The organism is Psychrobacter sp. H8-1, from assembly GCF_904846575.1.
Taxonomy (GTDB): Bacteria; Pseudomonadota; Gammaproteobacteria; order Pseudomonadales; family Moraxellaceae; genus Psychrobacter; species Psychrobacter fulvigenes.
In genome coordinates this window covers 2,674,050-2,686,689 of the sequence record NZ_CAJHBG010000001.1, presented here as the reverse complement: position 1 = coordinate 2,686,689, position 12,640 = coordinate 2,674,050, and the positions used below count along the sequence as shown (strand labels likewise).

General features: G+C 44.1%; 10 protein-coding genes and 1 pseudogene. 7 read left to right on the top strand and 4 right to left on the bottom strand.

The genetic code is table 11. The annotated features are described in order from the left end of the window. Positions 1-102 precede the first annotated feature (102 nt). Complete coding sequence (locus JMY01_RS11085) at positions 103-2,322, bottom strand: NADP-dependent isocitrate dehydrogenase (protein WP_201575768.1); 2,220 nt, start codon at positions 2,320-2,322, stop codon at positions 103-105. Between the two features lie 744 nt (positions 2,323-3,066). Between JMY01_RS11085 and JMY01_RS11080 the strand changes: the two genes are divergently transcribed. The 5 genes from JMY01_RS11080 to JMY01_RS11060 all read left to right on the top strand — a co-directional run bounded on the left by JMY01_RS11080 (position 3,067) and on the right by JMY01_RS11060 (position 8,041). Next, complete coding sequence (locus tag JMY01_RS11080) at positions 3,067-4,428, top strand: GNAT family N-acetyltransferase (protein ID WP_201575766.1); 1,362 nt, start codon at positions 3,067-3,069, stop codon at positions 4,426-4,428. Positions 4,429-4,514: 86 nt separating this feature from the next. Continuing rightward, positions 4,515-5,006: a chorismate lyase gene (locus JMY01_RS11075; protein ID WP_201575765.1), complete on the top strand. Its 492-nt coding sequence runs from the start codon at positions 4,515-4,517 to the stop codon at positions 5,004-5,006. A 335-nt stretch (positions 5,007-5,341) separates the two neighbouring features. Beyond that, positions 5,342-6,598 (top strand): serine hydroxymethyltransferase, encoded by a 1,257-nt coding sequence (gene glyA, locus JMY01_RS11070; protein WP_201575764.1) that lies wholly within the window; start codon positions 5,342-5,344, stop codon positions 6,596-6,598. An 85-nt stretch (positions 6,599-6,683) separates the two neighbouring features. Beyond that, positions 6,684-7,202 carry a helix-turn-helix domain-containing protein gene (locus JMY01_RS11065; protein ID WP_201575763.1) on the top strand — a complete coding sequence of 173 codons (519 nt, stop codon included), beginning with the start codon at positions 6,684-6,686 and terminating at the stop codon, positions 7,200-7,202. Beyond that, entirely contained in the window at positions 7,190-8,041 is an 852-nt protein-coding gene (locus tag JMY01_RS11060; protein WP_227678040.1) for an IS3 family transposase, read from the top strand. The genes JMY01_RS11065 and JMY01_RS11060 overlap by 13 nt, the downstream gene beginning before the upstream one ends. 68 nt (positions 8,042-8,109) lie before the next feature. On the opposite strand, the gene JMY01_RS11055 is transcribed toward JMY01_RS11060, so the two are convergent. From JMY01_RS11055 to gltS, 3 genes are all read right to left on the bottom strand, one after another. Beyond that, on the bottom strand, positions 8,110-8,394 hold the full coding sequence (locus JMY01_RS11055; RefSeq protein WP_227677875.1) for a DUF2164 domain-containing protein: 285 nt from the start codon (positions 8,392-8,394) through the stop codon (positions 8,110-8,112). Between the two features lie 67 nt (positions 8,395-8,461). Continuing rightward, positions 8,462-9,118, bottom strand: coding sequence for a leucine efflux protein LeuE (gene leuE / locus JMY01_RS11050; RefSeq protein WP_201575762.1), 657 nt, complete (start codon positions 9,116-9,118; stop codon positions 8,462-8,464). Positions 9,119-9,317: 199 nt separating this feature from the next. After that, positions 9,318-10,592 (bottom strand): sodium/glutamate symporter, encoded by a 1,275-nt coding sequence (gltS, locus tag JMY01_RS11045; protein WP_201575761.1) that lies wholly within the window; start codon positions 10,590-10,592, stop codon positions 9,318-9,320. A 129-nt stretch (positions 10,593-10,721) separates the two neighbouring features. Between gltS and JMY01_RS11040 the strand changes: the two genes are divergently transcribed. Next, positions 10,722-11,333, top strand: coding sequence for an IS1 family transposase (locus tag JMY01_RS11040; protein WP_201575759.1), 612 nt, complete (start codon positions 10,722-10,724; stop codon positions 11,331-11,333). A 32-nt stretch (positions 11,334-11,365) separates the two neighbouring features. Continuing rightward, positions 11,366-12,636 (top strand): annotated as a pseudogene (locus JMY01_RS11035) (IS256 family transposase). The last annotated feature ends 4 nt before the right edge of the window (positions 12,637-12,640 follow it).

Sequence of the window (12,640 nt, the reverse complement as noted above, 5' to 3'; positions counted from 1 at the left end):
TCTGAGACTTTTGGGGTGTTTACAGGCTGAGTAAGCTATAGGTCAGGTTTGCTTAAATTGACCTATAAAAGCAGTCCAATAACTAATAACTTTAGTACTCAGTTATAACGAGGCTATCGTGTCATTGAATAAAGCACTTGGGCGCATTACTTGCTTGGCCAAATCTTCATCTGCATAGTAGTAGCCTTTGAGATCTACAGACTTGCCTTGAACCTCATTCAGCTCTTTGACAATGGCTTCTTCGTTGTCTTTTAGCTTTTGTGCAAACGGGGTAAACTGCTCTTTTAATTCGCTATCTTGATCCTGCGCCGCCAGCTCCTCGGCCCAGTACATGGCTAGATAGAAATGGCTACCGCGGTTGTCTAACTCACCCGTTTTGCGTGATGGTGACTTATCGTTTAACAGCAGCTTTTCGGTCGCTGTATCGAGGGTGTCTGCCAATACTTTTGCTTTGGGGTTGTCGTCGTTATTGGCCAAATGCTCCAAAGATACCGTCAAGGCCAAGAACTCACCCAAGGAATCCCAACGTAAGTGGTTTTCTTCTACCAGCTGCTCGACATGCTTAGGAGCAGAACCACCAGCGCCTGTTTCAAACAGACCGCCACCTTTCATTAATGGTACTACTGATAGCATCTTGGCACTGGTTCCTAACTCTAGAATTGGGAACAAGTCAGTTAGGTAATCACGTAAGATGTTACCTGTCGCGGAGATGGTATCAAGACCACGAGCAACGCGCTCTAAGGTATAACGCATGGCACGAACCTGTGACATGATTTCAATGTGCAGGCCTTCAGTGTCATGATCTTTTAAGTACGTTCTAACCTTTTTGATCAGCTCGTTTTCGTGTGGACGATATGGGTCTAACCAAAAGATGACAGGGGTATCTGATTCACGTGCACGGCGTACAGCGAGCTTCACCCAGTCTTGGATTGGCAAGTCTTTGACTTGACACATGCGCCAGATATCACCCTTTTCAACACGCTTTTCGAGCAGTACTTCGTCGGTATCAATGTCGACAATACGAGCAATACCTGCATCGCTAGACTCAAAAGTCTTATCATGTGAGCCGTACTCTTCAGCTTTTTGTGCCATGAGGCCTACGTTAGGAACCGTACCCATCGTGGTTGGATCAAAGTTACCATGCCACTTACAGAAATTAATCATTTCTTGATAGATACGGGCAAAGGTAGACTCAGGCATGACGGCTTTACAGTCATATAGCTTGCCATCAGCGCCCCACATTTTACCGCCATTACGAATCATAGCAGGCATAGAAGCATCGACAATAATGTCGCTCGGTGAATGGAAATTGGTAATACCTTTTGCCGAGTCAACCATGGCCAGACGCGGACGATGCTCTTGACAAGCATGCAAGTCTTGCTCAATCTCTTCACGCTTTGATGCTGGCAATGTTGAGATTTTGTCGTATAGATCAGCCATACCATTATTGACGTTAATGCCTAGCTCATCAAAGAAATCCCCATGCTTTTCAAAGGCTTCTTTGTAGTAGATTCTAACCGCATGTCCAAAGACGATAGGGTGTGATACCTTCATCATGGTTGCTTTTACGTGCAGTGAGAACAAGATGCCAGCCTCACGGCAATCTTCCATTTCACGCTCATAGAACTCTAGCAGCGATTTTTTGCTCATGACCATCAGATCAATGACTTCTTTGTCTTGTAGAGCGATTTCAGGCTTCAAAACTTTCGTGCTGCCATCATCAAGTAACAAGTCCATACGTACGGTACGGGCTTTGTCCAAGGTCATCGATTGCTCGCCATCATAGAAGTCGCCGCCATGCATGTGCGACACGTGCGTGCTTGACCACTGTTTCCATTCACCCATCGAGTGTGGATGTTTGCGAGCATAGTTTTTGACGGCTTTAGGGGCGCGGCGGTCCGAGTTACCTTCACGTAATACTGGGTTCACCGCACTGCCTAGGGATTTACCATAGCGCTTACGCAGCTCTTTTTCTTCGTCAGTCTGTGGGTCTTCAGGAAAGTCAGGTAACGCATAGCCTTTGCTCTGCAGCTCTTTAATGGCGGCTTTAAGCTGTTGCACAGAGGCACTGATGTTTGGCAGTTTGATAATATTGGTATTTGGGTCTTGTGTCAGACGACCAAGCTCAGCTAGGTTATCTGGAACGCGCTGTTCTTCAGTTAAGTAGTCGGGGAATTCAGCCAATACACGCGCGGCAACAGAGATGTCACTGGTCTCAACAGCAATCCCTGCTGTCTTGGTAAATGCTTCAACAATAGGTAAGAATGAAAGGGTCGCAAGCGCTGGGGCTTCGTCAGTTTTGGTATAAATAATCTTTGACATTTATAATTGTTCCTCTAGTCTGTGGTGAATAATAAAGCTCAAATATAGCTTAATAAATCTATGCAATAGCGGACTACATGATTAGATCGAGTTCATCAATATAGTCTTTAGGAAAAAGTCTCTGGAAATTTTCGAGACTGCTTAAACACTTTCTTTCGCCAACATTAACTTTGGCTAGTTTTCATCAAAACGACACTTAGATAACCGTCTTAGCGACTGATATCTAAGCTATCTGACATTTTAGTACTTATATGAGTACTTATAGCTGATAAGTACGGGCAGCATATTATAGTGAATCCACTATAAATCCGACACGATGTCAATCCCGTATCATGAACTAAGTGTACTGTTTTCGCTCATATCCTATGTATCAGAATTATATTAAGCTGATAACAACCTTATTCTACCAGTCATCAGCATCAATATCATCTTTTCCATCGAAGTAGCCTATCTTTAGTCTCTTTTTAGAGTCGCTATGGTCAAAAAGACATAAGCACACACGGTAGAACTACCCCTAATAGCACCTCTGTACTCAATACTGTCATTAAAAACAAAAACCCACCTAAAGTCATCTGCATTTTTGTAGATGATTGTTTAACCTTATTTAGCAATCCTTGCAGAACCTCTCTAGTTGCAGGGTTTATGATGTTTACAGAGGGTGTCTGCAGATTTTTGCAAATTGTGACAGCATCAGGGCAAAAATTTGGTAGGCTAAAGCACTATATAAAAGACAGAGTGGGTGTTATGAACTTACAATATGCGCTACTCAATGATAGCAGTTGGCAGAGTCAAACAGATTGGCAGATCCCTGATACGCCATTTATGTCTTTTGCCTTTTGGCAAGCATTGACAGAGACGGGTGCGATTGGCGAGCAGGCGGGCTGGCTGCCGATATTTATCTTAGTACATCGTGTAGAAGCTAGCTCAACAGACAATGCGCAAAACAACGAAGCTTATGCTGCAACTGACAGTGCACAAAAAGCTGAAGAAGTTGAAACAACGCCAGTGACGCAATCTGTTGCTGTGCTACCCGTATTTATAAAGAACCATCATCGCGGCGAGTTTGTGTTTGATCATGCTTGGGCAGAAGCTTACGCACGTTACGGTGTTGATTATTATCCAAGACTGGTGTCCAGTGCGCCTTATACCCCGATTACTGGTCAGCGGCTATGGCTGGCAGAGGGTGAGGCGCTGACGGCTGATATTTTGCAGACGGCAATAGCAGGGGTGGACGATATTGCTCAGCAAGTGGGTGCATCAAGTTGGCATGGGTTGTTTGTGACGCCTGAGCTGGCTTCTGTTGCGAGCGCAGCGATGCCTACGGATGTCGATATAGAGCGTGCGCTCGCCGCCCAAGATAATGGTTTAGAGCCAACCGCTATCGATATACCAATACTTGAGCGTCAAGGCTGTCAGTTCTTGTGGCAAAATAAGAATTTACTTGACGATGAGCAGCCATTTACAGACTTTGATGCCTTCTTAATGACCCTGACAGCAAAGAAGCGCAAAAATATTCGCGCTGAACGCAAAAAAGTTGCGAGACAAGGTATCCGCTGCGTCCGAAAATGCGGTGAGGACATTACTGAGGGAGACTGGAAAGCGTTTTATCACTGTTATGTGATGACCTATGCCATACGTGGGCAGAGACCATACTTAAGTGAAGCCTTCTTTAAAAAGCTGGCGCAAAGCATGCCTGAGCATTTGTTTTTAGCGCAAGCCTATAATGAGAGTGATGAGATTATTGCTAGTAGTTTGTTTTTATACGATAAACCTCATAGCAAAGGCGCTACTCTTTATGGCCGCTATTGGGGCGCACTGGGTGAGTACGATAGCCTGCATTTTGAGCTCTGCTACTATCAAGGCATTGAGTTTGCCATTGAACAGGGCTTGACATATTTTGATCCTGGTACTCAAGGTGAACATAAGTTAATACGCGGTTTTATCCCAACCAAGACGCACTCGTTACACCGCATCTATGACCCGCGCTTCGTGCCAGCTATTAGCGACTTTTGCACAAAAGATCGGATGCATATGGCGCAGTATCGCAAGCAAGCGCATGAGGCATTGCCCTTTAACAGTGATAACATGCCATCCTTTGATTCTTGATAACCATCACTTACGATGATTCATTATCATTAGTCATGATTCACGTGAGCCTTCTTCTTTTAGCACTCAACAATTAGCTATTTACTATGTCCAATAACCACTCTACAACTTGTACCCCTGCGGCTGAGCTATTGGCTTGGCTGAATGCGGAAGGCTCTCTGACTGCCATGCTAGAACAAAAAGCAGGGCAGCCATTACGCGTAGAGCGCAGCTTTGAAGGCTATCGCTCGCTGTCTTTAGCCCAAAAAAAGCAACTCGGCGTGCAAGGCGCCATGCTCAATCGGCCCATGCTGGCATGGGTGCGTGAAGTACAGTTGTATGGTAACGATGAAAGACCATGGGTAGCAGCGCAAAGCGTCTTTCCACTGCCTAGTCTAAAAGGGCGTGCACGGCGTTTGCAGCAGCTAAAAGGCACGCCCATTGGCTATGTCATGTTTAAGCGCTGCCGCACATTACCAAGCCAACGTTTCATTGCTCAGACGGCTGCTGGTTGGCAGCGACAAACGCGTTATGACTGGTATGGTCGCAAGCTGCTCATTAGTGAGACTTTTTTGCCAACGTTTTGTCAGAGCTTATGAGTAATTACAAACGTTTTTTTTCTCTCTTTATTTTTTATTACAATGAATCGGTTCTGCTAAGATGCTATGACTTAGGTGAGTCGCTTACGACACTTCGATAGTGTTAAATGAATTGTTTTGTATCGCTATTATAGTTAATTGTCAGACTAATAAACTCACTCATACCAAGATGAGTTTTTTGCGCTCGTAACATAAAGTTTCATGTTACACTTGATTGCAGCGATATCTCAGATGCAAAAATGCATCAAAACTATTGCTGAGAACGAGACGCTAGCTTAGGCTTCTCCCCCTCTAACAGCTCCCTCCTAATAATAGTGAATACATAGGACATCAATATGTTTAAAGATATATCTATCAAAGATTATGATCCTGAGCTTTCTGCTGCTATGGAAGCCGAAAGTGTTCGTCAAGAAAACCACATCGAGCTTATTGCATCAGAAAACTACTGCTCGCAAGCAGTCATGGAAGCACAAGGCACAGATCTCACCAATAAATATGCTGAAGGCTATCCTGGCAAGCGCTATTATGGTGGCTGTGAGCATGTTGACGTGGTCGAGCAGTTGGCGATTGATCGTGCAAAAGAGTTATTCGGTGCCGAGTATGTCAACGTCCAGCCGCATTCAGGTAGCCAAGCAAACTCAGCGGTGTTTTTGGCGCTGCTTGATGCCAACGATACCGTGCTTGGCATGAGCCTAGATGCTGGTGGTCACTTGACGCATGGCGCCCATATTAACTTCTCAGGTCTCAACTATAACGCCGTACAATATGGCTTAGTTGAAGAAACTGGCCTGATTGATTATGACGAAGTGGAGCGTTTGGCAAAAGAGCACAAGCCTAAAATGATCATTGCTGGTTTTTCAGCATACTCACAGGTTGTAGACTGGCAGCGTTTCCGTGAAATCGCTGACGAAGTAGGCGCGTACTTACTCGTCGATATGGCGCACGTTGCTGGCCTCGTCGCTGGTGGTGTTTATCCAAACCCAGTACCCTTTGCGGATGTTGTTACTACTACCACGCACAAAACCTTACGTGGCCCACGCTCAGGTATGATTCTTGCCCGTGACGAAAAGCTTGCCAAAAAGCTCAACTCTGCGGTATTCCCAGGCAACCAAGGTGGCCCGCTGATGCATGTGATCGCTGCCAAAGCGGTTTCGTTCAAAGAGGCATTAGAGGACAATTTCAAAACTTATCAGCAGCAAGTGGTCAAAAACGCTCAAGCAATGGCAAAAGTCATCCAAGAGCGCGGCTATGAAATCATCTCTGGTGGTACTGAAAACCATCTGATGCTGATCAGCCTAGTTAAGCAAGAATTGACTGGTAAAGAAGCAGACAAGTGGCTGGGTGATGCGCATATCACGGTCAATAAAAACGCTGTACCAAACGATCCAAAATCTCCATTTGTGACTTCTGGTATCCGTATCGGTACGCCAGCGATTACTACACGCGGTTTTAACGAAGCACAAGCTGGTGAGCTGGCAGGTTGGATTTGTGACGTACTAGACAGCCGCGGCGATGAAAAGGTCGCTGCTGAAGTGCGTGCTAAAGTAGAAGCGATCTGTAAAGAGTTACCAGTTTACGAAAAAAACCAGTAAGCTTTAATTAGTATCGTATAAAATAAAAACCTGCTAAATCTGAACTGACCCCCATAAGTTGGACACAACTTTTGGGGGTTATTTTATGAAATATGACATAGACTTTAAGATAAGAGTGATCGCCTATTATCAGCAAGGTCATTCTGCTTATGCTACTGCCAAGCACTTTAATATTGACGATAAAGATGTCGTTAAATGGGTCAACCAGTATCAAGCTGGAGGCGTCCTTGCCATCAAACCTAAAACTCGTAAAGCTATATACGGTTGTGATTTTAAGCTTCAAGTTCTCACCACTATGGCAGGTGAAGATTTAAGTCAATCACAAGCCGCTTTGAGGTTTAACATTAGCTCACCTGCACTGATTAGTGTATGGCGCACAGCCTATGCCCGTCATGGTATGCTAGGCTTAACCGCCAAAGCCAAAGGACGACTTACTATGAAGCACCCTTACCTTACTGACAAACCTGACCATGAGAAAAGTGTAGAAGAGATCAAACGCGAGAATGAGTATTTGCGTGCGGAGAACGCTTATCTAAAAAAGCTCGATGCCTTGCTCAGGGAAAGGGAACAAGCCGCGACAAAGCAAGGCTCATCGAAGGACTAAGGAATCAGCATCCCTTAGCTTTACTACTACTTATTGCAGGTATACCAAGAAGTAGCTTTTACTATCATCTAAACTTGCTGACGGCTGATGATAAGTATGCCGATCTTAAACAGCGTATCAGTGACATCTATCATCACCATAAAGGTCGATATGGCTATCGTAGAATCACTCAAACACTTAAGAGTGAAGGGTTAAGGTATAACCATAAGCTCATCGCACGGCTTATGAGTGAGCTTAAACTTACCGCGAGAATCAGAAGGCAGAAGTATCGATCTTATAAAGGACAGTGCGGCGTCATTGCTAAGAATAGAGTTAAACGTAGGTTCAGAGCGAAAGCGCCCAACCGCAGATGGCTTACTGACATTACTGAGTTTAAGGTCGGTGAGGATAAGTTGTACTTGTCTCCTATACTAGATTGCTATAACAATGAGATCATCAGTTATACGCTCTCAAGACGACCGGTATATGACTTAGTGAAACAGATGCTTGAGCTGGCGGTTAAAGGCATACCATCAAAGCGCAAGCATAAGGAGGAGCTAACACTGCATTCGGATCAAGGGTGGCATTATCAGATGAAACCGTTTGCAAAGTCGCTTAAAGAGAATAACATTAAGCAAAGCATGAGCAGTAAGGGGAATTGCTTAGACAATGCATTGATTGAAGGCTTCTTCGGTACGCTGAAGTGTGAGACGATTTATATTGATAAACCTAAAACCGTTGAGGCTTTAGAGAAACAGATTCATGAGTATATGCATTATTATAATCATGAAAGAATTCAGCTTAAACTAAAAGGACTGAGCCCTGTACAGTACAGAACTCAGTCCTTAATACAAAATTAAACTGTCTAAGTTTAGGGGGTCAGTTCAGCTTTTGCTAGGCGGTTTTTTGTTGGCAATTGTCCTGAAATCTAATCTTTCTTCAACGCATGACTGTCTTCTAAGATAACAGTAAACCTCTCGTGTAACCAAGGCTCAAGCTCATCAATGGCTTGGTTATAGAGTTTTGGCCCTATTAGCTCGAGTAAAAAATCTAATAATATTTTTGCTGGAAAGTCCTCAAGTTCAAATTCAAGCTCATCTCTCATATAACATTTTAAGCTATCTATGATGGTGTCTTCATCTTCAGCTGACAGCTTTATACTCTTTTTGTTTTTCATTTTTTCCTCTTCAAATGAATAAGTCGTGAAAGCCATCCTATAGCTTACTAGACGCGGTAGGTTATAACCTCTCATTCAGCAAGTTAAGCAAAACAGACTTTTATTAAGTGAGCTGCGCCATCCATAGATTAATGGCAAATCCAATGAATATGAAGCCAGTAAAACTCATGCTTGCTATGATTAGCCTGGGTGACTGGCTAAATTTACGCGATAGGTTTTTACCAGAAAACACCATCACACTTTGGTAGCTGACACTGATGATTTGCAGAATTACTGCCAATATAAAAAAAGATAAAAACGGATGCGGATAGGCGGGGTCAACGAACTGTACAAAGAACGATAAGAAAAACAGAATGCCTTTGGGATTGGTCAAGCTAAGGAGCAGGGCGCGATAAAAGAAGTTTTGGCTTGTTGGCGGTGTAGAGAGCTTGGGCTCGGCATCGGCAAGTAGTGCTCTATGACGAAAGGTTTGATAAGCTCCCATGAGTAGCTTGACCCCAAGGTATAGCAAATATAAGCCGCCAATCAGCTTGATGGCATTGAACAGGACTGGGTATAGCTTGAGTAGACCACCAACCCCAAGTACAGTGACCAGCATCAAAATACTATCACCCACAAAGATACCCGCTACTGCGCGGTAGCCTTTGCGCACGCCATGAGCGGCTGCGACAGATAGGCAATACAGGCTGTTTGGACCTGGCAATAAGATGATGATGATTGAGCCGATGATATATGCGGTAAGATCAGTAATGCCAAACATAAAAAGTCCTTTACCACGCCCAAATATAGTCGGAGTACTTTTAAACCGCTACGGTGTTACCCGCCCTAGATGTACTCAGTGTACTATCTGCGGTCGGTCGCCTTGTAGCGATTTTAAAATTCCTTGACTATAAAAGCCCCAATTATAAAATATAATCGGGGCTTATTTATATCAATTCAGTCTTATTTGATGACTAAAGTCACATAAACGGTAAATTAACGAAGATCTGCAATACCGTAGCGTTGACGATATCGACAAAGAAAGCACCAACCATAGGTACAATCAAAAACGCTTTATACGAGGGTAAGTAACGATCGGTGACCGCTTGCATATTAGCAATCGCCGTCGGAGTTGCACCCATACCAAAACCACAATGTCCTGCTGATAAAACCGCTGCATCGTAGTTTTTGCCCATGATTTTAAAGGTCACAAAGTACACATATATAATCATGACCACTGTTTGTACCAGCAAGATAATCAATACTGGGCCTGCCAGATCAGTCAGCTGCCATAGTTTCAACGATAGTAATGCCATGGCTAAAAACAGACTCAAAGAAGCGTTACCTAATACATCAATGGCACGGTCAAACATATCAAAGTTAAAGAAGATGGTGAGGACGTTACGAATAATCACACCGCCTGCCAGTGCCCAAACGAACGTTGGTAGCTCAAACCAAGTATCTGCGGCAACCAAAGTCATGGTCTCTGCAAACGCCAAAGCACCAGCAAATAGCGCTAAGGTCTCAATCGTAGAAGAGGCTGTAATAAGGCGAATATGGTCAGGCTTTTCGAAGATTTCCTTATCACCAAGAATATCGTCTTCATCATGTTTGGTACTATACAGCGACTGCGCGCCAGCGACTTTTTCGATATCGCTTGGGTCTGGATTATAAGGGGTTGGTTTTATCCCAAGCTTTTGAATCAATCGATGAGCCACAGGACCACCAACCACACCGCCTGCTACCAAGCCATAGGTGGCAACCGCGATACCCAGTGTCGTCGCTCCGACCACACCGTATTCTTGCTCTAAGGTAATGCCCCAAGCGCCTGCTGTTCCATGGCCACCAGTTAAAGCAATAGAGCCTGTCACCAATCCAAGCAGAGGGTCAAGTCCAAGCACGCTGGCCATAGCGACGCCAACGACATCTTGTAGAACAATGAAAACTGAGACCACAATAGTGAAAATTAACAATGGCGTACCGCCGGCTTTAAGCTTGCTAAAATCAGCACTTAGTCCAATAGAGGCAAAAAACATCAGCATGGTGGCCGTCTGTAGGCCTTGGTGAAAGTTAAAACTAAATCCCCAAAATATATTGAGCACATAAACAATAATCGCAGCGACCAAACCGCCTGCAACAGGTTCTGGAATATTAAAGTTTTCCAAAAACTTAATATTTTTTACTAAAAAGCGTCCTAGCAGTAGCACTAAAGTGGCTAAGATCAGCGTATAGTAGCCGTTTAAAGTAATTTCCATAAGTTAATCCTTTTTATTATTAAGGGAAGAAAGTAAGTAGCAGGGATAAATTATTTGGTGGTGTTCTAAAAAGTATGCTGAGGGAATAAAGGAGGGTGACAGCCGAAGCAAGATGATATATTTGAGGTTATGAAGACACAAATACAGATCAATTGCCCCGACTGTCACAGTCTTAGTCTAAAGAAAAATGGTATAAAAAGCTATGGTAAGCAGAACTATCAATGTAAGGACTGTAAACGCCAATTTATTGGCGATCATGCGATAACCTATAACGGCTGTCACTCTAGAATAGAAGACATCATACGACTGATGACTGTCCGAGGTTGTGGTGTTAGAGACATAGCAGTTATAGCCAAGGTTAGTATTGGAAAAGTGCTTAGCACCATAGGCTCATCCATTTACAAGATTGTACCTAAGAAGCGCTACTATGAACGCTTAGAGGTTGATGAGTTCTGGACTTACGTATATCGCAAGAAACGTAAAGTGTGGCTCATCTACGCTTATGACCGTGCTACTAATGAGATTGTCGCTTATGTCTGGGGCAAACGTGACCTAAAAACGGCTAAGAAGTTAAGAGCACGTTTAAAGCAGCTTACAGTCAGCTATGGCTCTATCAGTATGGACAACTGGGACAGTTTTATAACCGCCTTTAAAAGTGATAACAAACGAATTGGTAAACAGCATACGATAGGGATTGAAGGCAATAACTGTCGTCTTGGGAGTTTCCTAAAAACTGTGTAACTGCTTATAATCCACTAACTGGAGAATAAGCAATGACTACCCAATCTGACATTAAGAAACTGGCCGAGCAAATGGCTGGTAGCATGAATAGCTTCGATGACATCAAAGACTTTCAAAAGCAGCTCATGCAATCCTTTATCGACACTGCCCTTGAAGCTGAGATGGAAGACCATCTCGGCTATCCTAAGCATGAGAAAGCAGATAAACCAAACAAGCGCAACGGACACACTAAAAAGACCGTCTGCAGTGACACAGGCGAGCTTGAGATATCCACCCCAAGAGACCGTCATGGTGACTTTGAACCTGAGCGAGGAAATAGCGAAGCACTGCTTCGCCCGAGCGCAAGACAAGAGCTGTGCTCGCGTGGGTGCGCAAGCATCAAACTCGTATCTCAGGCCTTGATGACAAGATCATATTCCTTTACGCTAAGGGTCAAACCACCACCGAGATTGTAGAGAGTATCAAAGAGCTCTACGATGTCGACATCTCAAGCTCTCTTGTCTCAAGAGTCACCGATAACATATTAGAGGACATCACCGCTTGGCAGAACCGGCCGCTGAGCAGTGTCTATCCTATCGTCTATCTAGACTGCATTGTCGTTAAAGTACGTCAAGATAAACAGATTATCAACAAGGCTATTTATCTGGCGCTAGGCGTGGGGCTTGATGGTAAAAAAGAGCTGCTTGGTATGTGGCTCTCAGAGAATGAAGGCGCTAAGTTCTGGCTGGGTGTTCTCACTGAACTACAAAACCGCGGCGTACAAGACATCTTAATCGCTTGTGTCGATGGTTTAAAGGGCTTCCCTGATGCCATCAATACCGTTTATCCCAACGCTCAGGTTCAGCTGTGTATCGTACACATGGTGCGCTATTCGATGAAGTTTGTACCTTGGACAAATAAAAAGGCAGTAGCGGCTGATCTAAAGGCTATCTACGGCGCTGATACGCTTGAGATAGCAGAGGCTAACCTTGAACACTTTGATGAGGTATGGGGCAAAGATTACCCGCACGTGGTCAAGTCTTGGCGCAATAACTGGGAGGGCTTAACGGTGTTCTTTGAGTATCCGAAAGACATCAGAAAAGTGATTTATACCACCAATGCGATAGAGTCGCTAAACAGTGTGATTCGGACGGCGGTGAATAAGCGTAAGGTGTTCCCATCTGATCAGGCAGCATTTAAAGTGGTGTACTTAGCAACTCAGCAGGCATCCAAAAAGTGGTCGATGCCGATTCGTAACTGGACGTCTGCTTTGAATCGCTTTATGATTATGTTTGATGACCGTATCAGTAAGCATTTAATCTAAATGG